This is a genomic window from Streptomyces sp. F63 (assembly GCF_018070345.1).
Taxonomy (GTDB): Bacteria; Actinomycetota; Actinomycetes; order Streptomycetales; family Streptomycetaceae; genus Streptomyces.
Genome location: NZ_JAGPXX010000006.1, coordinates 60,082 through 85,459 on the forward strand (window position 1 = coordinate 60,082; position 25,378 = coordinate 85,459).

6 protein-coding genes are annotated in these 25,378 nt (G+C 71.5%); all 6 read right to left on the reverse strand.

Annotated features, from left to right (window positions below; all coding sequences use genetic code 11):
* Positions 1–86: 86 nt before the first annotated feature.
* On the reverse strand, positions 87–1,415 hold the full coding sequence (locus KBZ10_RS08900; RefSeq protein WP_307847296.1) for an MFS transporter: 1,329 nt from the start codon (positions 1,413–1,415) through the stop codon (positions 87–89).
* Positions 1,412–21,823 carry a non-ribosomal peptide synthetase gene (locus KBZ10_RS08905; protein ID WP_210986969.1) on the reverse strand — a complete coding sequence of 6,804 codons (20,412 nt, stop codon included), beginning with the start codon at positions 21,821–21,823 and terminating at the stop codon, positions 1,412–1,414. Before KBZ10_RS08905 ends, KBZ10_RS08900 begins: the two co-directional genes overlap by 4 nt.
* Positions 21,824–21,917: 94 nt before the next feature.
* A complete protein-coding gene (locus tag KBZ10_RS08910; protein WP_210986970.1) occupies positions 21,918–22,136 on the reverse strand; it encodes an MbtH family NRPS accessory protein in 219 nt (72 codons plus the stop codon).
* 191 nt (positions 22,137–22,327) lie between these two features.
* Positions 22,328–24,664 (reverse strand): MMPL family transporter, encoded by a 2,337-nt coding sequence (locus KBZ10_RS08915; RefSeq protein WP_210986971.1) that lies wholly within the window; start codon positions 24,662–24,664, stop codon positions 22,328–22,330.
* 117 nt (positions 24,665–24,781) lie between these two features.
* Positions 24,782–25,051, reverse strand: a complete 270-nt coding sequence (locus KBZ10_RS08920; protein WP_210986972.1) for a hypothetical protein — start codon at positions 25,049–25,051, stop codon at positions 24,782–24,784.
* Positions 25,048–25,371, reverse strand: a complete 324-nt coding sequence (locus tag KBZ10_RS08925) for a winged helix-turn-helix domain-containing protein (protein WP_247702058.1) — start codon at positions 25,369–25,371, stop codon at positions 25,048–25,050. The genes KBZ10_RS08920 and KBZ10_RS08925 overlap by 4 nt, the downstream gene beginning before the upstream one ends.
* Between the last annotated feature and the right edge of the window lie 7 nt (positions 25,372–25,378).

Sequence of the window (25,378 nt, forward strand, 5' to 3'; positions counted from 1 at the left end):
GACACGGCTGCGTCGTGCTGCCCGCTGCCCGCTCCCCGCCACGCGAGGATCTTGCGGAACCGGCCAATACTGCGGCTATATCGCGGTTATCGAGCGGAATCGGACGACGAACCCGCCGGTTCCGCCGCTCCCTCCCCGGACTTGCCGGCCGGTACGTCCTGGTCGGGGACGCGCCGGGCGCCGCGCACGGCGGGGATCAGCACCGCGGCCACGAGGGTCGCCAGCATCACGGCGGCGACGCCGAGCACCGTGGTGGTCGACCCGACGGCGGTCAGAGCGAACCCGCCCGCCAGTGCGCCCAGCGAACTGGCGCCGGAGCTCAGCAGACCGGCGACGGCGCCGACCCGGCCCTGCATGTGGTCGGGTGTGGTCCGCACCTGGTAGACGCCGGCCATGACATTGAGGATCGCTCCGGCGAAGGAGGTCCCGGCGAACACCGCGGCCAGCGGGAGGACCTGGGAGGTCAGCGCGACGAGCGGCATGAGGGCCGCCCAGACCGCGAAGATCGCGATCATGACGGTGCCGGGGTTCAGCCGCTGGACGAACCGGGAGCCGGTGAGGGCGCCGGCGATGCCGCCGATCCCGGACACCAGCCCGATGAGCCCGATGGTGGCGGGTGATCCTCCGCTTTCCTTGATGATGAGAACCAGGGCGAGCGACAGCGCCTGGAAGAGGATGTTGGTGACCGCCACCAGGGAGATCGCGGCCCGCAGGAAGGGCTGCCCCCAGAGCCAGCCGAAGCCCTCGGCGACCTCGGCGCGCAGTCGCCACGGTGTGTCCGCGGCCCGTTCCGCCTGGAACTTCTTGCGGATCATCAACAGCCCGGCCAGGGCGACGACGTGGCTTGCGGCGGCGAAGAGAAACGGAAACCACTTGGCCACGCCGTACAGGGAACTGCCCAGCGGCTGGCCGAACAGGGCCGCCGCCCTGGCCCTCGCCTCGTTCTGGGAGAGGGCCGCGGACAGATGGCTCTCGTGGACGACGTTGCGGACCGCCGCCCGCTCGGAGAGCCGGTAGAAGATCGCGGCCGTGCCCTCGACGAACGCCACCGCCAGCATGTGCGGGAGCCACAGAGCGCCGCAGGCCAGGGCGACCGCGACGCTGGCCATGGCGAGCAATCCGGCGAGATCGCAGACGATCATCGTGCGGCGGCGGTCGAGGCGGTCCACGACGACGCCGGCGGGCAACTGGAGCAGCAGCATGGGCAGCAGTCCGGCGAACCCGACGAGGCCGGCGTCGGTGGTCGACCCGCCGTACCACACCATCAGCAGCGGGAAGGCGACCGTGGCGACCCTGTCTCCCAGCACCGATACGCCCGCTCCCAGCCAGAGCAGGAGGAAGTCACGGTTCCTGCGCAGTGGCGGGACCGGCGGCCGCGGCAACGGCGCGCCGTCCGGTCCGCCCACGCCGCTCACGACGTCCGGTCCGCGGTCCGGACGGGCTCCAGCAACCGCACGCAGCGCCGGGCCACGCCGGCTCCCGCTTCCCCGTTGGTGAGGACGACGAAGCCGGTGCCCGCGCCGATCCGGCACATGGCCAGGGCGTGATAGCCGGCCCCCGCGCCACCGTGGCCGAACTGGACGTCGTCGCCGAGGTCGTCGACGACCGTGCCGAGCCCGTAGCCGCTGTGCGGGTGCTGCGGGGCCAGCAGCCCGCGGGCGGTGTCCCGGCCGATGAGCGCCGCCGGCCTGCCCAGATACGCGCGGCGGACCTCCAGCAGCGCTTTGGCCACGTCCGTCGCCGTCGTCCACAGGCCGGCGGCCGCCGTGTCGGGCCACAGGCGCCAGCCGCCCGGCAGCGGCCGGCCGTCCTCGTCGTGCCCTGACGCGGCCGGGCGGTCCGGCTGTTCGGGGAAGGACTGGTCGAAGCTGCTCGCCGTCATGCCGAACGGGTCGAGAACGGTCCGCCGCATCAGGGCGTCGAAGTGCTCGCCCGTCACGTCCATGAGCACCTGTTGCACGACCGAGAAGTGGACGTTGGCCTTGCGGAAGACGCTCCCCGGGGCGAGTTCCGCACGGACCGGCGGGTGGAGGTCCGGGCGCCGGCCGGACAACAGTCCGGGCAGGTCCGCCAGTGTGTCGCCGCGCGGCTGTCCCGCGCTCGGGGTCGGCGCGAGCCCTGCCGTGTGTCCCAGCAGCCCGCGCAGCGTGATCACCGTGCCGTCCGGCACGGTCCAGCTCCGCAGGTACCGGGTGACGTCCTCGTCGAGATCCACCAGGCCCTGCTCCGCGAGCCGTACGGCGCCGACCGCGGTGATCAGCTTGCTCAGGGAGCCGACCTGGAAGACCGTGCCGTCGGTGACCGGCTCGTCCCCGCCCGAGGTGCGAACGCCGTGGTGCTCGACGGCCACCAGCTCTCCGCCCTCGATCACCGCCAGGCTCGCGCCGGGCACCTTGTCGTCCGCCAGATCGCCTCCGGTGGCCGCCCGTGCGGACCGGTGTGCCGGCTCCGGCCGCCCGGCGAGCCCGGTACGGACGGGCCCGGCGGCTGCGCGGGCCGCCGCGGCCTCGTCGATCGCCGCGGCCACCGCCGCCACGCTGTCGTCCCGGTAGAGCGTCAGCAGCGACAGGGGCAGCCCTGCGTGGCGCGCCTCCGCGATGATCCGGAATACCAGGATCGAGTGGCCGCCGAGCGCGAAGAAGCGGTCTGTGCGGCCGACTTGTCCGACGCTCAGCGTCCGGGCCCATACCCCCGCGAGCCACTTCTCGGTGGCGGTCACCGGTGCCTCGTACGGGCGGCGGGCGAAGGACGCGTCGTCCGGTGACGGCAGCCTGCGCCGGTCCAGCTTGCCGTTGGCGTCGAGGGGCAGGGCCTCCAGGGTCGTGAACGCGGCCGGGATCATGTAGTCGGGCAGGCTCCGTGCCAGCGCGTTCCGCAGGTCCGCCGGAACGGGCACCGCGTCACCCACCAGGTGGGCGACGAGCCGTGCGTCCCCGGAACCGCCGTCCCGGTGGAGAACCACCCGGGCGTCGGCGACCCCCGGCAGCGCGGTCAGCGCGGCCTCGACCTCGCCGAGCTCGACGCGGTGGCCGCGGACCTTGACCTGGCCGTCCCCGCGCCCGAGGAAGACGACGTTGCCGTCCTGCCGTACGCGGGCCAGGTCACCGGTCCGGAACAACCGCGCCCCGGGCGTCCCGTACGGGTCGGGGACGAACCGCTCGGCGGTCAGCTCCGGGTGGCCCAGGTAGCCCCGGGCGACTCCTGCCCCGCCGACGTACAGCTCGCCGGCCACGCCCCGCGGAACAGGCCGCAGCAGGTCGTCGAGCACATACGCGGTCACGTTCGGCAGCGGCCGCCCGACCGGGACGGCACCGCCCGCCTGCGCGGTGCCGACGGCGAACTCGTTGCTGGCGACGGTGGTCTCGGTCGGGCCGTAGGAGTTCAGCACCCGGCCGCCGCCGGCCAGCTCCCCGGCCTGCTCGGCGTGGCGCGGGGTGACCGTCTCTCCGCCCACGACCAGCGTCCGGGCCAGGGCCCCCGACGGGGGGCAGGAGATGAGGTCCAGATGGCCGGGGGTGACCTCCATGAAGTCGAACGGTGCGTGCGCGGCAAGCCAGTCGTTGAGTTTCCCCAGGTCCCGGCCCTGTGGGAAGACATGGACGGGGGCTCCTCCCACCAGGGGGGTGAGCATGGTGGCGACGACCATGTCGAACGCGGGTGACGAGAACAGCGGGGCGCCGTCGGTGCCGCCCGCCAGGTAGGCGTCCAGGGCGTGGGCGAGGAAGTTGGCCAGACCGCGGTGGGTGATCTCCACACCCTTGGGGCGGCCCGTGGACCCGGATGTGTAGATCACATAGGCGGTGGCGTCCCGGTCCGCGCCCTGCCGGGCGGGCGCGGTGTCCGGCAGTTGGGCGATCCGTTCCCGCTCCTGGTCGAGCAGGACACACGACCCTTCGAACGTCCAGCCCGTCTCCGCGCCCGCGGTGTCGGTGACGACCACGGCCGCACCGGAGTCGGCGAGCATGTGCGTCAGCCGGTCGGCCGGGAACGAGGGGTCCAGCGGTACGTAGGCCGCGTCCGCCTTCCAGGTCGCGAGCAGGGCGGCCAGGAGGTCGGCGCCCCTGCCCAGCAGCAGCGCGACCGTCGTCCCGGCACCGGCGCCCGCCGCGCGCAGGCGGTGCGCGATGCGGTTGGCTCGGGTGTTGAGTCCGGCGTACGACAGGGTCTCACCGTCCACGGTCACGGCGGGCGCGCCGGGGGTGCGGCCCGCCCATTCCTCGAACCGGTCGAGCGCGGCCCACGCGGGCTCGACGCCCGGGCGGGACGCCCACTCGGTCAGCAGCAGCTCCCGCTCCCGCGCCGGCAGCACCTCGGCCCTGGCGTCCCCGTCGGGGCCGGCCGCCATCGCCTCGAGCACCCCCCGGTAGAGCGCGGCGACGCGCTGCCCGGCCGCGCGGCCGACGACGTGACGGTCGAAGTCGAGCACCAGATCGGTGTCGTGCGCCGTGACGGTGAAGGGGAATTCGTCGTGACTGAAGCCCTGGGCGGCCGTGCCGTGCGGGGATCCCGAGCCGTCGCCGGGGCCGTCGAAGTCCTCGTAGCTGAAGTAGACGTCGATGAGCCGGGAGCCACCGGAGAAGGCGTGCTGGATCTCCGGCATCGGGAAGTGGCGGTGGGGCCACAGGGCGAGTTCGCGCTCGAAGACCTCCCGGACCAGGCCGCGCCAGGTCGGGGCGGAGGGGCCCGCCGGGAACGGCAGGGTGTTGAGGTGAGTGCCGTGGACCCGCTCGGCGCCCGGTGCCTCGGGCCGGCAGTGGGTGACCACACCGGAGTGGAAGTACCGCTCGGGCGTCAGCCGGCTCAGCACGGCCAGATGCGCGGCGAGCAGCACGCTCTTGAACGGTGCCGCGGCCGCGGACGCGAGTTCCCGGAGCCGCGGCCGCAGCGCCTCCAGCGGAACGGTCACCCGGTGGGTCCGCGGCACGGTCCCCGGGTCCTCGCCCCAGCCCTCGGGAAGGGTGAAGCGGGTGTGCCGCTCGACGACGTTCCGCCAGTGGGCCCGGTCCTCCTCGGACTCCAGGGCCCGCAGTTCGGCCGCCACGGTGTCGGCGAACCGCACGCTCGGCGCGTCGTACGGCGGCGGTTCGGCGCCGTCGCGGAAGGCCCGGTACAGCTGCAGCAGTTCGGCGCGGAACACCGCGAAAGTCCAGCCGTCGACGACCAGGTGTGACTGTGTGACGGTGAGCTGCCAGCCGCCGTCGGCGAACCGCTGCACGACGAGACGCAGGAGCGGTGCGGTGTCGTGCGGAAGCAGCGTGCGGCTCTCGGCGTCGACCAGGTCGCGCACGGCACGGTCCCGCTCGTCGTCCTCGGCGCCGGTCAGATCGACGACGCGGAGCGGCACCTCCGCGGTGGCGTGCACCAACTGGACGGGGACGGAGTACGTCTGGGTGTCCACGGAGGTGCGCAGGGCCTCGTGTCGGCGGATCAGCTCACGCAGGGCCCGCTCGAACGGCTCGCGGGAGAAGGGTTCGCCGGGGTCGACACGCATCGACGACACCCGGTGGTAGGCGCGCGGCCCGTCTCCGGCGAGCATCTCCACGAGCATGCCGGTCTGGGTCCGGGTGAGCGGATAGGCATCGGTCACCCCGTCGGGCACGAGATCCCGGTCCGCCGCGGCGAGCAGCGCGAACGGCTCGACGGCCGGGACGGGCGGGGCCGGCACGGCTCCTCCCGCGGCCAGGGTGCACAGGGCCGCGACGGTCTGGTGCTCCAGTACCGCGCGGGCGGTGACGTCGACCCCGGCGGCACGCATCTCGCCCGCGACCACGACGGCTTTGAGCGAGTCGCCGCCGAGCTCGAAGAAACCGTCCTCGACGCCGACACGTTCCACGCCGAGCGCGTCGCGCCAGACGGCGGCGACCCGTTCCTCGACCGGGGTGCGCGGCGCGATGTGGGCCGGGCGTGCGAAGGCGTCCCGGCCGGGGGCGGGCAGGGCGCGCTTGTCGAGTTTGCCGTTCGGGGTGAGCGGGACCCGGTCGATGAACTGGTAGGCGGCCGGGACCATGTAGTCGGGCAAGGTCCGGCCGAGCAGGTCGCGCAGTCCTCCCGGGTCGGGCGCGGAGCGGCCCGACGGCACCAGGTAGGCGACGAGGCGTTTGTCGCCGGGGGTGTCCTCGCGGGCGATGACGACGGCGTCGCGGAGGCCGGGGTGGGTGGTGAGGGTGGTCTCGATCTCGCCGAGTTCGATGCGGTAGCCGCGGATCTTGACCTGGTCGTCGGCGCGGCCGAGGAAGTCGAGGCTTCCGTCGGGGCGGCGGCGGGCGAGGTCGCCCGACTTGTACAGGCGGGCGCCGGGCGGGCCGAACGGGTCGGGTACGAAGCGTTCCGCGGTCAGTTCGGGGCGGTTCAGGTAGCCGCGGGCCACGCCGGGGCCGCCGACGTGGATCTCGCCCCGCGCGCCGTTCGGCACGAGGTTGCCGTACGGGTCGAGGAGGTGCACGGTGAGATCGCTCAGGGGCCGGCCGATCGGGTTCCCCGCAGACGGCTCCAGGTCGCGCCGGGTGATCCGGTGGTACGTGGTGTGCACGGTCGTCTCCGTGATGCCGTACATGTTCACCAGGGCCACCCGGGCCAGGCCGAGGCGTTCGGTCCACGGCCGCAGTTCGCCGGTCTCCAGCCTCTCGCCGGCAAAGATCACGGCACGCAGCGACAGCTGCTTGACGCGCCGGTCGTTGTCGGCGGCTGCGGTGACCAGGGAGCGGAATGCGGAGGGGGTCTGGCTGAGGACGGTGACGTGGTGTTCGGTGAGGAGGTCGAGGAGGTCGTCGGGGGAGCGGGCGGTGTCGTGGTCGGCGACGACGAGGGTGCCGCCGTGCAGGAGTGCTCCCCACATTTCGAAGACGGAGACGTCGAAGGCGTAGGAGTGGGTCATGGTCCACACGTCGGTGTGGTCGAAGGCGTAGTGCTCCTGGGCGGTGGTGATGAGGCGGGCGACGTTGGTGTGGGTGAGGGTGACGCCTTTGGGGCGGCCGGTGGAGCCGGAGGTGTAGATGACGTAGATGGTGTTGTCCGGTCCCGGGGCCGGGTTCGGGGCCGGGTTCGGGTTCGGGTTCGGGTTCGGTTTCGGGTCCGGTGCGGGGGTGGGGGTGGTGGCCGGCCGGGTGGTGGGTTCCTGCTGGTCGGGGTGGAGGATGACGAGGGTGCCGTCGTGGATGTCCTGGAGGAGGGGGAGGGTGTCGGGGGTCGTGACGGCGATGGGGGCGTTGGCGTCGCGCAGGATGTAGGCGAGTCGGTCGGCGGGGTTGGCGGGGTCGAGGGGGAGGTAGGCGGCGCCGGATTTGAGGACGCCCAGGAGGGTGGGGATGAGGTCGGTGCCGCGGGGCAGGCAGACGCCGACGAGGGTTTCGGGTCGGGCGCCGAGGGTGCGCAGGTGGTGGGCGAGGCGGTTGGCGCGGTGGTCGAGTTCGGCGTAGGTCAGGGACTCGCCTCCGGCGGTTACCGCGACCGCGTCCGGGGTACGCGCCGCCTGCTCCTCGAACAGCTCGTGGACGCACTTCTCGACGGCGGTGCGGGAGGCGGCCGTGGTGCCGGCCGCAGCAGTGGCCTGGGCGAGCAGCTCCTCCCGCTCGCCGGCGGGCAGACAGGTGGTGCGCGCGTCGCCGTCGGGGTCGGCGGCCATCGCCTCCAGGACCGCGCGGTACATGCCGGCCAGCCGCTTGGCGTGGTCGCGGGTCATGACGCTGTCTCTGGTGTTGACGTGGAGCCGGTTGCCGCGGTTGAAGACGGTGAGGTCGAACTCGTTGGTCGCGCTGGTCATGCGGGTCTCGCCGGCGACCCGGTCGGTGTCGACCTGGTGGAAGTCGATGTAGTTGAAGTAGACGTTGATGAGCCGACCGCCGCCCCACTCGTGCTGGACGACGGGCATCGGAAAGCGGCGGTGCGCCCACAGTTCGACCTCGCGGTCGTAGACGCGCGCGACCAGGTCGCGCCATGTGCGGGCCGAGCGGTCGACGGCGAAGGGCAGCGTGTTGAGGTACATGCCGAGCACCCGGTCGGCGCCCGCGACCTCCGGACGGGTGTCGACCACGAGTCCCGCGTGGTAAGCGGGCTCGTCGGTGATCTGGCCGAGCACCTTCATGTGCGCGGCGAGCAGCACGCTCTTCAGCGACACGCGGGCGGCTGCGGCGAGTTCCCTGAGCTGGTCGGCGATGTCGTCGAACGGCACTTCGTTGTACAGGAGTTCATCGGTCTCACCGGCCCATTCCGGCGGCAGCGCCACGGGGGCGTGCTCAGAGGTGATCCGCCGCCAGTACGCCCGGTCGTCGGCGGAGTCCAGGGACTCGAGTTCGGCGGCGATCGCGTCGGCGAACCGGACGTCGGGCCGCTCGTACGGCTCGGGCTCCGCACCGTCGCGCAGCGCCCGGTAGCAGTCGAGGAGTTCCACCAGAAGCTGGTGGTAGCTCCAGCCCTCGGTGATCGCGTGCGACTGCGTGAACGTCACCCACCAGGCCTCGTCGCTCTCCTCGTGGGCGAGGATCCGGAACAGCGGCGCCCGCTCCACGTCGAAGGTTTCCGCCCGCTGTTCGCGCAGCAGCGCGAAGCGCGCCTCGGTGAGCTGCTCCTCGTCGAGGCCGCGCACATCGTGGACGTGGACGGGGATCTCGGCGGTGGCGTGGACGAGCTGCATCGGTACGGAATAGCCGGTCAGGTGGAAGGAGGTGCGCAGCACGTCGTGGCGTGCGGCCAGGACGGCCGCCGCGGCCCGCAGCGCGTCGGGGTCGAGTGGCTTGTCGTCGACGACACGGAACGTGTTGATGATGTGGTACGGGTTCCGGTCGCGGTCGCCGTCGGACATTTCGATGATCATGCCGAGCTGGGTCCGGCCCAGCGGGTAGGCGTCGACGATGCCCCCGGGCAGCCTCGCCCGGTCCTCGCCCGAGATCAGCGCGAAGGGCTCCGTGAAGGTCTGGTCGGCCGGCGTCAGACCGTCCCGGTCGGCGATGAGCTCGCACAGCCGCTCGACGGTACGAGCTTCGAGAACGTCCCGTACGGCGATGTCGACGCCGTCCGCGCGCAGGGCACCGACCAGGGCGACGGCGCGGATGGAGTCGCCACCGAGGTCGAAGAAGCCGTCCCGGACGCCGACCCGTTCGATGCCGAGCGCGTCCCGCCAGACCTCCGCGACCCGTCGCTCGCTCTCCGTGCGCGGAGCCACGTACTCGCCCCGGACGAAGGACTCGTCGTCCGGCGCGGGCAGGGCCCGTTTGTCGACCTTGCCGTTGGGCGTGAGCGGGATCGCCGTGAGCTGGACGAACGCGGCCGGCAGCATGTAGTCCGGAAGGGTCCGGGCGAGCCGCTCGCGCAGTTCCTCCGGGGGCAGGGGCCGCTCGTCCCGCGCGGTGAAGTAGCCGACGAGCCGCTCGTCACGCACCGCCACGACCGCCTGGCGCACCTCCGGGTGAGCAGTGCACGCCGCCTCGATCTCGCCGAGTTCGATGCGGTGGCCGCGGATCTTCACCTGGTCGTCGACGCGGCCGAGGAAGTCCAGGGCGCGGTCGGCGCGCCAGGCGGCCAGGTCGCCGGTGCGGTACAACCGGGCACCGGGCGGTCCGTACGGGTCGGGCAGGAAGCGCTCGGCGGTCAGTGCGGACCGGCCCAGATAGCCGCGTCCGACGCCCGCGCCGCCCACGTACAGCTCGCCCGGGATGCCGACGGGAACGGGCTGAAGCCACTCGTCCAGTACGTACAGCCGGGTGTTCCTGACCGGGGTGCCGATGGGCACCCGGTCATCGCCGGGAGGACCGGACACGACGGCGTGCGTGACGTCGTCCGAGCACTCGGTGGGGCCGTAGGCGTTGACGAGCGGGATGTCCGGGTAGCGGTCCAGCCAGCGGTGGCACAGCTCGGCGGGCAGCGCCTCGCCGGTCACCACGAGCCGCCGCAGCCGGGGCAGCCGCGGTGCGGGAGCCCCGGCGTCCCAGAAGTCCAGGCCGGTGCGCAGCAGCGACGGCACGACCTCCAGGACGCTGATCCCCTCCTCGGCGACGCGCCCGAACAGGCCGCCGGGGTCGAGCGCGGCGTCGCCGTCGACGACACGGACCCGGCCACCGGTGACCAGGGCCGCCAGCATCTGCCACACCGAGATGTCGAAGGCCGGCGGGGCGTTGAACACCACGCCGTCCGCCGGGCCGAGACCGAGGTCCTCGATCTTGGCCAGCAGATGGTTGCCCATGCCGTCCCGGCGGACCATGGCACCTTTGGGCCGGCCGGTCGAACCCGAGGTGTAGATCACATAGGCCAGGTCGTCGTCCGCGGCCGTCGGGCCGAGGTCGGTGGACGGCTGTCCGGAGCATGTCCGCTCGTCGTCCAGCAGGACGATCTCCGGCCCGTCGTCCCGCCGCACCGCGGCCGTCAGGTCGCGCCGGGTCAGCACCAGGCGTACGGCGGCGTCGTCCAGCATGAAGCCGAGCCGGTCGGCGGGCGCCTCCGGGTCGAGGGGCAGCCAGGCACCGCCGGACTTGAGGACCGCCAGTACGGCCAGAACCAGCTCCGGGGACCGTTCCAGACAGATGCCCACGACGACGTCCGGGCCCACGCCGAGTTCCTGAAGACGCCGGGCGAGGCGGTTGGCCCGGACATTCAGCTCCTGGTAGGTGGTCACCGATGTGTCGGTGACCACCGCGACGGCGTCCGGAGTGGCCGCCGCCCGGCGCTGGAACTCCTCCGGTACGCGGAGGCCGACGGGGTCACACCGGGTCGCGGTCAGCTCGTCGAGCAGGAGGCCGCGTTCGCCGTCGGGCAGGTAGGTGGCGCGGGCGTCGCCGTCGGCGTCGACCGCCATCGCCTCCAGCACGGCCCGGTACATGCCGCGCAGCCGCTCTCCGTCGGCACGGCTCACGACGGCCGTGTTGGTCGTCAGGTTCAGCCGGTCGCCGCGGCCGTGCAGCGTGATGTCGAATTCCGTCTGTGAGACCCCGAACCGGGCGTCCGCACGGGCGTCGGCGGGTGCGCCACCGGGGGCCGGGCCCTCCAGCCGCGGCAGATCGACGTAGTTGAAGGCGACGTTGACCAGCCGGCCGCCGTGCCAGTCGTGCTGCATGGCGGGGAACGGGTAACGCCGGTGCGGCCACAGCTCGGCCTCGCGGTCGAAGACCCGGGAGATCAGCTCCCGCCAGGTGCGGGCGGAGCGGTCCACCGGGAAGGGCACCGTGTTGAGGTGCATGCCGTACACCCGGTCCGCGCCCGCCAGCTCCGGCCGGGCGTCACACACCAGACCGACCTGGAAGGCCGGGGACTCGGTGAGCTGGCTCATCACCTTGACGTGCGCGGCCAGCAGCACGCTCTTCACCGAGACCCGCAGCCGGGTGGCCAGGTCCCGCAGGGAGTCCTCGATGTCGTCGAGGGGCACCTTCAGATCACGGCTCTCGCCCGCGCCCGCCTCACCACGCCAGCCGTCGGGCAGGACGAACGGGGTGTGCGTGTCCACCACCTGCCGCCAGTAGGCCGTGTCGTCCTCCGACCGCAGGGACGCCATCTCGGCGGCAATGTAGTCGGCGTACCGGACGGCGGGGGCGTCGTACGGCTCCGGCTCCAGGCCGTCGCGCAGTCTGCGGTAGAGGCCGATCAGTTCGGTGAGCAGCCAGTTGTGACTCCAGCCCTCGGTGATGGCGTGCGGCCGGGCGATCGACAGCCACCAGCCCGCTTCCGTGTCCTGTCCGACGTAGGCGGCGATCCGCAGCAGCGGAGCGCGGCCGAGCTCGAACCCGGCGTCGCGTTCCGCGCCGAGCAGACTCATCAGCTCCGCGCTGGGGGCACCGTCGGCCCCGGAGGCCGTGGCGGACAGCCGGTGGAGGGTGACCGGTGCCTCCGCCTCGGTGTGCACGAGCTGCATGGGCACCGAGCAGGAACGCAGGTCGAAGGAGGTACGCAGCATCTCGTGCCGGCCGACGACGATACGTGCCGCCTCGCGCAGCGCCGCCTCCGAGAAGGCATGGCTGTCGGAGACCCGGTAGGAGATGAAGCTGCGATAGGCGCCGCCGCCCAGCATCTCCACGGTCATGCCGACCTGTACCCGGGACATCGGGTAGGCGTCGGCGAGACCGTCGGGCAGCGCGGCCCGGTCCTCGTCGGAAATGAGCGCGAAGGGCCGTACCGGTTCGTCGCCCGACGCCAGTCCGGCCCGTCCGGCGAGGAGTTCGCCCAGTTCACCGACCGTACGGTGGGTGAGGACATCGCCGACGGAGATGTCCAGCAGTTCCTCGCGCAGGGCGCCGACGAGGGCGACGGCTTTGATGGAGTCGCCGCCCAGGTCGAAGAAGCTGTCGTGGACGCCGACCGCGTCCACGCCGAGCACGTCGCGCCAGACGGCCGCGATCCGTTCCTCCGCGGGCGTCCGTGGCGCGATGTAGGCCGAGCGTGCGAAGGCGTCCTGGCCGGGGGCGGGCAGGGCGCGCTTGTCGAGCTTGCCGTTGGCGGTGAGGGGGATGGCGTCCAGGGTGACGTATGCCGCCGGGACCATGTAGTCGGGCAGCGTATGGCCGAGGAACTCACGCAGTTCGGCGGTGTCCGGGGTGGTGTCGCCGGTGGGGACGAGGTAGGCGACGAGGCGTTTGTCGCCGGGGGTGTCCTCGCGGGCGATGACGACGGCGTCGCGGAGGCCGGGGTGGGTGGTGAGGGTGGTCTCGATCTCGCCGAGTTCGATGCGGTAGCCGCGGATCTTGACCTGGTCGTCGGCGCGGCCGAGGAAGTCGAGGCTTCCGTCGGGGCGGCGGCGGGCGAGGTCGCCCGACTTGTACAGGCGGGCGCCGGGCGGGCCGAACGGGTCGGGTACGAAGCGTTCCGCGGTCAGTTCGGGGCGGTTCAGGTAGCCGCGGGCCACGCCGGGGCCGCCGACGTGGATCTCGCCGGGGACGCCGAGCGGGACGAGGTTCCCGTACGGGTCGAGGAGGCGCACCGTGAGGTCGCCGAGAGGATGGCCGATCGGGCTTCCCGCGCCGGGTGCCAAGTCGCCCTCGGCGACGCGGTGGTGGGTGGTGTGGACGGTGGTTTCGGTGATGCCGTACATGTTGACCAGGGCGGGCGCCTCAAGGCCCAGCCGCTCGGTCCAGGGCGGGAGATCGGCGAACTCGAGTTTCTCGCCACCGAACACGACATGCCGCAGCGCGAGCCGGGCGATCCGCTCGTCGCCCTCGGCGGCCAGGGCCACCAGCGACCCGAAGGCCGTCGGCGTCTGGCTGAGCATCGTCACGCCGTGCTCGGCGAGGACATCGAGCAGCCCGTCGGGGGAGCGGGCGGTGTCGTGGTCGACGACGACGAGCGTGCCGCCGTGCAGGAGCGCTCCCCACATCTCCCAGACGGAGAAGTCGAAGGCGTAGGAGTGGGTCATCGTCCACACGTCGGTGTGGTCGAAGGCGTAGCGCTCCCGAAGGGCGGTGAAGAGGCGGATGACGTTGGAGTGGGTGAGGATGACGCCCTTGGGGCGGCCGGTGGAACCGGAGGTGTAGATGACGTAGACCGCGTTGTCCGGACCCGGACCCGGTACGGGGGCGGTGGCCGGCTGGGCGGCCAGTTCCCCCCGGTCCCGGTCGAGGACGACCAAGGGACCGTCGTGAAGGTCGCCGACGAGCGGCAGGTGTTCCGTTTCGGTGACCACCGCGGAGGCACCGGCGTCGTCAAGGACGTAGGCCAGCCGGTCGGCGGGGTTGGCGGGGTCGAGCGGCAGATAGGCGGCGCCGGACTTCAGCACGCCGAGCAGGGTGGGAATCAGGTCGGCGCCAGGGGACAGGCAGACCCCGATGAGGTGCTCGGGGCCCGCCCCCAGGGCGCGCAGATGGTGGGCGAGACGGTTCGCCCGGACGTCCACCTCGCCGTAGGTCAGGGACTCGCCCCCGGCGACCACCGCGACCGCGTCCGGGGTCTGCGCCGCGCGCTCCTCGAACACCTCGTGCACCGTCCGTGTCACCGGTGCCGCGGGGGCCGCCGGCCGGCACGCGAGCAGTCGTTCCCGCTCGCCCTCGGAGAGGTACACCGCCCGCGCGTCGCCGTCGGCGTCGGCGGCCATGGCCTCCAGCACCGCACGGAACATCCCGGCGATCCGGTCGGCGTTGGCCTGGCTGAGCGTATGGGAGGTGGAGCGCAGGCTCAGTACACCGCCGAGCGCCGTGACGGTGAGGGCGAACTCGTTGGGGGCATCGTTGAGGCCCCAGCCGTCCTCGGCCTCCTCGGCATCCATCCGGTGGAAGTCGAGATAGCTGAAGAAGACATCGACCAGACGGCCGCCCTCGTCCCGCTTGATGGCCGGCATCGGGAAGTGGCGGTGCGGCCAGGCCTCGATCTCCCGGTCGGACACCTGACGCACCAGTTCGCGCCAGGTGCGGGCGGAACGGTCGATGGGGAACGGCAGGGTGTTCAGGAAGGTGCCGTAGATCCGGTCGGAGCCGGAAACCTCCGGGCGGCAGTGGGTGACCAGGCCGGCGTGGTAGGCGGGCTCGTCGGTGAGCTGTCCCATGACCTTCATGAACGCCGCGACCAGCACGCTCTTGACCGATGTCCTGGCTGCCCCGGCCAGGGCGCGCAGCGGTTCCTCCAGGTCGCCGAAGCGCACCCCGGCGCGGATGGTCTCCGCCGGCGCGGACAGGTCACCGTGCCAGCCGGCGGGGATCCCGGCCTTGGCGTGCTCGGCGACCGCCGTCTCCCAGTACGCACGGTCGTCCGCCGACGCCAGGGCCGCGAGTTCGGCGGCGATCGAGTCGGCGAAGCGCACACCCGGGGTCTCGTACGGCTCCGGTTCCAGGCCGTCGCGCAGCCGCCGGTAGACCCGGACCAGGTCCACCAGGAACAGCTGGTTGCTCCAGCCGTCCATGACCGCATGGCTCTGCGTGAAGGTGCACAGCCAGCCCGCGGCGGTGACATGCGCGGCCACGCGCAGCAGGGGCTCGGTGCCGGCGAGGTCGAAGACGCGCGTCCGTTCGCCGGCGACGTACGCGGTCATGGACCGCCGCTCCTCCTCCTCGGCCGGTTCACCGAGGTCGCGCACGGCGATGGGCACATCCACGTCCGCGTGGACGAGCTGCATCGGTACGGAATAGCCGTTCAGCGCCACCGAGGTGCGCAGAGCCTCGTGGCGGGTGACCACGGTACGGACCGCCGCCGTGAAGGCTTCGGCGTCGAACGGCCGGTCGTCGGGGACCCGGTAGACGTTGACGTTGTGGTAGTTGCCGCGCTCCCGGTTGGCCAGCGTCTCGACGAGCATGCCCGTCTGCACCAGGGACAGCGGATAGGCGTCGACGACGCCTTCCGGCAGCTTCGCCCGGTCCTCGTCGGAGATCAGCTCGAAGGGCGCGGTGGATTCCCGCTCCCCGGCGGTCAGCGCCGTCCGGCCGGCCAGCAGTTCGCACAGTCCGGCCACGGTGCGGTGGGCGAAGACGTCGCGGACGGCCACGTCGAGGCGCTCGCTCCGCAGGGCGCCGACGAGGGCCACGGCGCGGATGGAGTCGCCGCCCAGGTCGAAGAAGTCGTCGTGCACACCGAGGCGGCCGTGGCCGAGCACCTGGCTCCACACCGCGGTGACCCGTTCCTCCAGTGGGGTGCGCGGTGCGGTGTACCCGGCCCGGGCGTAGGCGTCCCCGCCCGGGGCGGGCAGGGCCCGCTGGTCCACCTTGCCGTTGGCATTGAGGGGGATGGAGTCCAGGACCACGAACGCGGACGGCACCATGTAGTCGGGCAGGGTGCGGCCGAGCAGGGTGTGCAGTCCGGCCGGGTCGGGGGCGCTCTCCCCGTCCGGCACGAGGTAGGCGACGAGCCGTTTGTCCCCCGGGACGTCCTCGCGGAGCAGCACGCGGGCGTCCGAAACGCGCGGATGGTCGCCGAGCGCGGCCTCGATCTCGCCGAGTTCGACGCGGTAGCCGCGGATCTTGACCTGTCCGTCGCCGCGGCCGAGGAAGTCGGCGCTGCCGTCGGGCAGCAACCGCACGATGTCCCCGGTCCGGTACAGCCGGCCGCCCGGAGGGCCGTAGGGATCGGGGACGAACCGCCCGGCGGTGAGCTCGGGACGCCGGAGGTAACCGCGGGCCAGGCCGCCCCCGCCGACGTACAACTCTCCCGCGACACCGGCCGGTACGGGCTGGAGACGCTCGTCGAGCACGTACATCGCCACGCCGGGCAGCGGGCGCCCGATGGGCATCACATCGGGCAGCGTGCCCGTACGCTCCGCTCCGGGCACCTGCCAGGTGGTGGTGCCGACGGAGTTCTCGGTCGGGCCGTACTCGTTGATCAGCGTGGTGTCCGGCGCCAGCTCGTTCCAGGAGCGCACGGTCTGACGGCGGAACGCCTCGCCCCCGACGACGAGCAGCGGAGCGAGCCGCTGTGCCTGAGCCGGGGAGAGCTGGTGTGTCAGCACTTCGAGGTGGGCCGGCGTCAGCTTCACGAAGGCGTACGGGGCACCGGCTGCCAGCACCTCGCCGAGTCGGCCCAGGTCCAGATCCTGGGGAAGGACGTGCACCGGCTGCCCCGTCAGCAGCGGTGCCCACAGGTTGGGCACCACCAGGTCGAAGGCGATCGAGGAGAACAGCGGAGCGCCGCCGCCGGCACCGGTGAGTTCGCGCGCCGCCCAGCGGACGTGCTGGGCCAGCCCGCCGTGCGGAACGAGCACGCCCTTGGGCCGCCCGGTGGACCCCGAGGTGTAGATGACGTACGCCAACCGGTCCGGATCGGCGATGCGCTCCGGAGCCGACGACGGCTGGGCGTCGACGGACGCGCGGTCCCGGTCGACGAGCAGTGTACGGCCGCTGAAGCCCTCTCCCGGCCGCTCCCGGTGGACGGACTGGGTGAGCAGCACCTCGGCGTCGGCATCGGTGAGCATGTGCGCGACGCGCTCGGCCGGGAAGACCGGGTCCATCGGCAGATAGGCGCCGCCCGCTTTCCACACCCCGAGCAGACCGACGACCAGATCCACGCCGCGGTCGAGCAGTACACCGACCACGGACTCCGACCCGACCCCCAGTTCCCGCAGCCGGTGGGCGAGACGGTTGGCGCGGGCGTCGAGTTCCGCGTAGGTCAGCCGCTCGGCGCCGGCGACGAGCGCGAGAGCGTCGGGGGAGCGCAGGGCCTGTTCCTCGAAGAGCTCGAAGACGGTCCCGGTGACGGGCTCGGCGGGGTTGACCGCCCACTCGCCGACCAGGCGCGCGTGCTCCTCGGCCGGCAGCAGCGGTCCGCGGGCGTCGCCTTCGGCATCGGCGGCCATGGCCTCCAGCGCGGCCCGGAACATCGCCCCGATGCGCTCGGTGTTCTCCAGGGTCAGCGACCAGGAGTCGGCGGTCAGAAAGATGTGCTTGACCCGCGAGGATATGGTCAGCGGGAACTCGGTGGGGCTGTCGTCGATGCCCACCCGGTCGTCCACGAGGGAGGCGTCGACCTGCCGGAAGTCCTGGTAGTTGAAGAACACGTCGATGAGCCGCTGGGTGCCGCCGATCTCGCGCTGCACAGCGGGCAGCGGGTGGCGCCGGTGCTCCCAGGTCTCGACCTCGCGGGCGAAGGTGGCACGGACGAGCTCCAGCCAGGTGGCCGGTGTCCGGTCGAAGGCCAGCGGCAGGGTGTTGAGGTACATGCCGTACACCCGGTCGGCTCCCGTGACCTCCGGCCGCACGTCGAAGACGAGCCCGGCGTGGAAGGTCCGGGCGTCGGTGAGCCCGCTCATGACCTTGCCGTACGCGGCGAGCATGACGCTCTTCAGTGAGGCATCGGCCTTGGTGGCGAGCGCCCGCAGCGCCGGTTCCAGATCCGCCCAGGAGACCTGCACATGGTGCTTGACGCGTGGCGCGCCGGTGTCGTCGCCCCAGCCGGACGGCAGGGTGAGCTTCTCGTAGTCTCCGGTGATCCGGCGCCAGAAGGCGCGGTCCTCGGCGGAGGCGAGCGAGGCCAGCTCCCCCGCGACGGAATCGGCGAAGCGCACCGCGGGCCGCTCGTACGGCTCGGGATCCAAGCCGTCCCGTATGCGCCGATAGCAGCTCAGGAGCTCCATGAGAAGCGAGTGATAGCTCCACCCCTCCATGATGGGATGGCATTCGGTGACCGAGATCCACCAGGCCGTGCCGCCCGTGACATGGGCGTGGAAGCGCATCAGGGCCGGCACGCTCAGGTCGAAGGCGTCGGCGCGCTCGGCTTCGACGAACTCCCGGAGCGCGGCCTGGAGTTCCTCCTCGCCGAGGTTGCCGAGATCGCGGACCCCGACGGCTGCCTCCGCCCGCTCGTGGACCAGCTGCAGCGGCACCGAGAAGTCCGTGAGATGGACCGAGGTGCGCAGCATCTCGTGACGCTCCACCACCAGGGCGACGGCCTTCCGGAAGGCGGCGAAGTCGAAGGGCCGGTCGTCGAGAATCCGGAAGCAACTGCAGTTGTGGTAGTGGTTCTCGTCCTCGTCGGCCAGCATCTCGATGACCATGCCGGTCTGGATCTGGGACAACGGGTAGGCGTCGGCGATCCCGTCGGGCAGCGCGGCCCGGTCCTCGTCGGAGATCAGCTCGAACGGCTCGACCAGCGTGAGCTGTTCCGCCGGCATCGCGGAGCGGCCGGTCAGCAACTCGCTCAGCTCGGCCACGGTACGCCGGTCGAAGACATCGCGCACGGAGAGCCCGAAGCCCTGGTCACGCAGGGCGCCGACAAGTGCCACGGCGCGGATGGAGTCGCCGCCCAGGTCGAAGAAGCTGTCGTGGACGCCGACCCGGTCGACCTCCAGGGCGGTGGCCCAGACGGCGGCGAGCTGCTCCTCGACCGGGGTGCGCGGCGCGATGTAGGCCGAGCGTGCGAAGGCGTCCTGGCCGGGGGCGGGCAGGGCGCGCTTGTCGAGCTTGCCGTTGGCGGTGAGGGGGATGGCGTCCAGGGTGACGTATGCCGCCGGGACCATGTAGTCGGGCAGCGTATGGCCGAGGAACTCACGCAGTTCGGCGGTGTCCGGGGTGGTGTCGCCGGTGGGGACGAGGTAGGCGACGAGGCGTTTGTCGCCGGGGGTGTCCTCGCGGGCGATGACGACGGCGTCGCGGAGGCCGGGGTGGGTGGTGAGGGTGGTCTCGATCTCGCCGAGTTCGATGCGGTAGCCGCGGATCTTGACCTGGTCGTCGGCGCGGCCGAGGAAGTCGAGGCTTCCGTCGGGGCGGCGGCGGGCGAGGTCGCCCGACTTGTACAGGCGGGCGCCGGGCGGGCCGAACGGGTCGGGTACGAAGCGTTCCGCGGTCAGTTCGGGGCGGTTCAGGTAGCCGCGGGCCACGCCGGGGCCGCCGACGTGGATCTCGCCGGGGACGCCGAGCGGGACGAGGTTCCCGTACGGGTCGAGGAGGCGCACCGTGAGGTCGCCGAGAGGATGGCCGATGGGGTTGCCCGCGCCGGCGATGTCCCGGGGCGTGATGCGGTGGTAGGTGGTGTGCACGGTGGTCTCGGTGATGCCGTACATGTTCACCAGGGCGGGCGCTTCCAGGCCCAGTCGCCCGGTCCAGGGGGTGAGTTCGGCGAGTTCGAGTCTTTCTCCGGCGAAGACGACGTGCCGCAGCGCGAGCCGGGCGATCCGCTGGTCGTTGTCGGCGGCTGCGGTGACCAGGGAGCGGAATGCGGAGGGGGTCTGGCTGAGGACGGTGACGTGGTGTTCGGTGAGGAGGTCGAGGAGGTCGTCGGGGGAGCGGGCGGTGTCGTGGTCGACGACGACGAGGGTGCCGCCGTGCAGGAGTGCTCCCCACATTTCGAAGACGGAGACGTCGAAGGCGTAGGAGTGGGTCATGGTCCACACGTCGGTGTGGTCGAAGGCGTAGTGCTCCTGGGCGGTGGTGATGAGGCGGGCGACGTTGGTGTGGGTGAGGGTGACGCCTTTGGGGCGGCCGGTGGAGCCGGAGGTGTAGATGACGTAGATGGTGTTGTCCGGTCCCGGGGCCGGGTTCGGGGCCGGGTTCGGGTTCGGGTTCGGGTTCGGTTTCGGGTCCGGTGCGGGGGTGGGGGTGGTGGCCGGCCGGGTGGTGGGTTCCTGCTGGTCGGGGTGGAGGATGACGAGGGTGCCGTCGTGGATGTCCTGGAGGAGGGGGAGGGTGTCGGGGGTCGTGACGGCGATGGGGGCGTTGGCGTCGCGCAGGATGTAGGCGAGTCGGTCGGCGGGGTTGGCGGGGTCGAGGGGGAGGTAGGCGGCGCCGGATTTGAGGACGCCCAGGAGGGTGGGGATGAGGTCGGTGCCGCGGGGCAGGCAGACGCCGATGAGGGTTTCGGGTCGGGCGCCGAGGGTGCGCAGGTGGTGCGCGAGGCGGTTGGCGCGGTGGTCGAGTTCGGCGTAGGTCAGGGACTCGCCTCCGGCGGTTACCGCGACCGCGTCCGGGGTACGCGCCGCCTGCTCCTCGAACAGCTCGTGCACCGTCCGCGTCACCGGGCGTTCGGTCCGAGGTGCCCCGGAGACCAGGGCGTACTCGGACTCGTCGAGGATGCCGACACGCGACAGCCGGATGGTCTCGTCCTCGATGACCTGCTCCAGGAAGCGGATGAAGTGCCGGACCATCCGCTGCACGGTGTCCCGCTCGAAGAGCGAGGTGGCGTACACCATCTGACCCTCGAGCGTGCCGTCGGCCGTGGAGTTGACCTGCAGTTCGAGGTCGCACTTGGCCACGCCGCCGGTGGCCGTGACGGGCTCGACACCGAGCCCCGGCAGCTTCACGCTCTCGCCGCCGCGCTCATGGAGGGTGAACGCCACCTCGTACAGCGGGGTGCGGGACATGTCCCGTTCCGGCTGGAGCTCGTCCACCAGGCGGGCGAAGGGGACGGCCTGGTGCTCATAGGCAGTGACCAGGTTCTCGCGGGCCTGCTCGATCAGCTCGGCGAACGAGGGGTCGCCCTCCCAACGGGTACGCATGACGAGGTTGTTGATGCCGTAGCCGATGAGGCCCTGGAGTTCGGGACGGGTGCGGCCGGAGACCACCGTGCCGACGGGGATGTCGCTCCGGCCGGTGTAGCGGGCGAGCACGGCCTGGAAGACGGGGAGCAGCACGGCGAAGGGTGTCGTGTTGTGCTGGAGACCCAGTTCGCGGACCTTCTCGGAGAGCCCGTCGGGCAGGACGAAGGGCACATCCGCGCCTTGGTGTCCCCGGTGGGCCGGACGGGGCAGGTCGGTGGGCAGGTCGAGCGGGGTCGTGCCGGCGAGCTGCTCCCGCCAGTAGTCCAGGTGCCGGGCGAAGGCCCGGCCGCTCTCCTCGGCGCGCTGCCATGCGGCGTAGTCCGCGTACTGGACGGGAAGGTCCGGCAGGGACGGGTCCCGCCCGTTCGTAAACCCTTCGTACAGGGCCCCGAGTTCCCGCATGAGGACGTTCGTCGACCACGCGTCGAAGGCAATGTGGTGGACGACAATGCTGAGGACGTGGTCATCGTCCGCGAGCCGCAGCAGGTGTGCCCGCACGGGCCACTCGTGCTCCAGGTCGAAGGGGAGGACCGACATCCGCGTCACGAACTCGGCGGCGTGCGCATCCCGTTCGCCCGCGGACCCCGTGGGCCGCTGGTCCACGGGCAGTTCGACGGCCGAGGGCGCGTCGATGACCTGGGCCGGTTCACCGTCCACCGACTCGTAGCGGGTGCGCAGCACTTCGTGCCGCTCGATCAGTGCGCTCCATGCCCGTTCCAGCGCCGAGGTGTTGAGCGTGCCCCGTAGCCGGAAGGCGAGCGGTACCAGGAATTCGGCGCTCTCCGGGTCGAGCCGGTTGAGGAACCACATCTGCTGCTGTCCGTACGACAGCAGCAGCGTCCCGGACCGGTCGGCGAGGGGGATGGCCGGGCGGCGGCCGCGGGGACGTCCACCGCCGAGCCGTCGGCGGAGGAGCTTCTCCTGAAGGGCGTCGACGTCTGTCCGCTGCTCTTTTCCGACGCTCATCTCTTCCAGTCCTTCCGCTGCCGCCGCTGTTGAGTGACCCATGGGTTTCCGGCGAAGGCCGGGGTTTTCTTGGATGTGCCGGAACAGCGAGAGGTCAGTTCCCCGCTGCCTGCTCCATACGACGGCGCAGGCTCAGCGGACGCATGTCCGTCCACACCTCACCGATATGCGCGAGGCATTCCGAGCGCTTTCCCTCGGTCCCCTCCGACCGCCAGCCGGCAGGGAGGTCCCGGTCCGCCCACCAGATGGAATACTGCTCCTCCTCGTTGACCACGACACGGTAGATCTGGCCGTCGTCCTGCTCGTCAGCCATGACAAACCCTTTCAAGAAGTCGCCGGGAAACGGCATACGGGTATTCCATATCCGGTCGATGAGTTTTCTCGGCGATCCGATACTCCGTCTATACCGGAGCTATCCGGCCGGGAAGCCCTCCGGCCCGGAAACCGATCGATGTCGGGTTCCGGGCCGGAGGGCTTCGGACGTGCGTCCTGCGGGCGGATCGCCTAGCCGGTGTGCGCACCGCTGCCGGCGGTGACGGGGGCCGGCTGAGGCTGCTCGCCCTCGCCGGGCAGTCGGTTGAGCGGCCCCGGCAGGGTCCAGGCGCGCTCGCCGAGCATGGCCACGGCGGCGGGGAGCAGCACACCGCGCACGATGGTCGCGTCGATGAGGATCGCCACCGCCATCCCCACGCCCATCATCTTGTTCTCGATGGCGGAGAGGGTGATGAAGACGCTGAACACCGCCGTCATGATGGCGGCCGCGCTGGTGACGACGCCCGCGCTGGCGGCGATGCCGCCGACGACGGCCTCCCGCGTGCCGGCTCCGGCCAGCTTGCGCTCCCGGATCCTGCTGAGGATGAAGATGTGGTAATCCATGCTCAGGCCGAACAGTACGACGAACATGAAGAGCGGCAGCCAGCCGGCCACGCCTCCATACGGGGTGAAGCCGAGCAGCGAGCTGAAGGCGCCGTCCTGGAACACCCAGGTGAGCACTCCGTAGGCGGCACCCATGGAGAGCAGGTTCAGCGCGATCGAGACGAGGGGAATGGCCAGCGAGCGAAACACCACCAGCAGCAGCGCGAACGCCAGCAGGAGGACGAACCCGACGACGAGCGCCGACCGCGAGGTGAGCTGGTCCTTGAAGTCCTCGGCGAACGCGGTCCGTCCGCCGACCGCGTAGTCGATGCCCTCGACCTCGCCGAGGGTGGCCGGAAGGGCGACCTCGCGCAGCCGCTCGAGTGCGGCATGGGAGACCTCGTCGGTGCCGCTGCCCGCCAGCGGAACGCGCACCATCAGGACGTCGTCCACCCGGACCGTCGAGACCGGGCCCGCCAGGTGACCGTCACTGCCGGCGATCTGCTGGTGGAGTTCGTCGACCGCCGCCTCCACCCGGGGGGTGTCCGGCCTCCCGCCGTCGATTCCCCAGACCGCGATCCGTGCGGGGGTCGGAGCGCCCGGGAAAGCCTCCTGCATACGGATCGCGGCGTCCACCGTCGGAGAGCTGCGGGGCAGGCTGTTGACGACGGCGGCGTCCTGGAGGCGCATGTCGACCGCAGGGGCCGCCATGACGAGCAGCGCGACCACCGCGGCGCCGCCCCACACCCTCGGACGCTTGACCACGGCACGCGCCAGCCGCTGCCAGCCGGGGGACTCGGCCACGGTCGTGCGGCGCTTGCCGAGCCAGGGGACGCGTCCCTTGTCGACGCGGTGTCCCAGAGCGGCGAGCAGGGCCGGCAGCACCGTCACGGAGGCGGTCATCGCCAGGCCCACCACGAGAGCCGTGCCGAGCGTCAGCCCGCGGAACACGTCGAGGCCGCTGAGGAGAAGCCCGCACAGGCACAGGATCACCGTGATGCCGGACACGATGACGACGTGGCCGGACGTGCGGGAGGCGATGTGCAGGGACTCGGACACGCTGCGTCCGGCGGCCCGCTCCTCGCGCTCACGCCGCAGATAGAACAGGGAATAGTCGACGCTGACCGCGATGCCGATGAGCAGGATCATCGATGTGACGGCGCTGTTGACGGCGACCCACCGTTCCAGGACCGCGATGAGACCGAAGGTGCCCACGACGGTGGTCGCTGCCAGCAGCAGCGGGATCGCCGCCGCGACCAGGGCACCGAAGACGAAGAGCAGGATCACGAGGGTGACCGGCAGGGAGGTGCTCTCGGCGCTGGCGAAGTCCTTTTTGACGGCTTCGTCGACGGCGCGCGACAGGCTGACGTCACCGGCCTGCACGACGCGCACGTCCTTGTTGCGGGCGGCGACCCGTTCCACCGCCTCCGTCACGGAATCGAAATGCGCGGTCATCTTGTCATTCGGACCTGCCACGAAGAAGGTGACCAGGCCGGAGCGGCCGTCCTCCGAGATCTGTTGCTCCGAGCCCGGATTCAGCGGGGTGCGCAAGCCGGTGACCGCTCCCGGCGTCTTGCGGAACTCGGCCACCAGGTCCTCGGTGGCCTTGACGAGCGCAGGGTTGTCCGTGAACTCCCCGCCGCCGTCGCGCGGCTGGATGAGGACGTTCTCCAGGATCGGCTCGTAATTCTTCTGTGCCTCCACCACCCGCTTGACGTCGCCGGACTCACCCGGATCGTCCGTGATGGCACTGGACCCGGAAAATACGGCGCCGGCGAGCAGCGACACGATGACGAGAGCCAGCCAGCCGCCGATCGCCAGCGCGCGGTGCCGCATCGACCAGCCGGCGATCCGTTCGATGAACGCGCCCTGACCCCCACCGGAGGATAAGTCACCCTTCGCGGGTGTTTCCGGTGTCCGGCGGTCCCGCGGCCCGGTGACGGAGCGGTCTCTCTCCGTAGTGACGTGCTTGCGCTTGCGCGGCATGAACTAGGGTCCTTCCTGAAAGGAGCGATGCGCTGAGGAACTCACCGTTGGTGAGGCGTTGCTTCTGTTTCGCCGTGCCGTCAAGTTGCCGCTTGGCGGCACGGTTCTGTTATCCCGTCACTCGATCTCCTTGAGGACGCGCTCGACCGACTGCACGCGGGTCCGAAGATCGGCGAGATGCTCGTCGATTTCGGTCAGCTTCTGCTCGATGGCATCCTGGCTCCGCGTCGATTTCTCGGCGAGTGTCCGGTACTCGTAATCGCGGGCAAGAATGGCTCTGGCGCGCCAAGTCGCTGCCATGTTCCAGACGACGATCGTGACGATCACGATGACCATGCCGAAAATGCCGACAGCTCCGATGACTTCTTGCCAGCCTCGGGAGTTCATGACGGAGATCCTTTCTCACCGTCCGGCTGGACGGTGTCGGGCGAGCTGAGCGTCGCCACGGCTGCCGCGATGGTTTCCGGTGTGAGATCGAGCGTGAAAGGGGTCACCTCGTAGAACTTCATGGCCTTTCCATCGCTCGATATCTCCAGGTGGGCCGAGACGAGACCCGCGGCCTCGAGCTTCCTCAGGTGGGCCTGGAGCAGGGGACGGCTGATGCCCAGCTCACGGGCCAGCTGGCTCACGTAGTTGCGCCGACGGGACAGGGCGGCCACGACCCGAAGGCGGTGCGGGTTGGCCAGCGTGGCCAACACATGCACCATGTCGTCT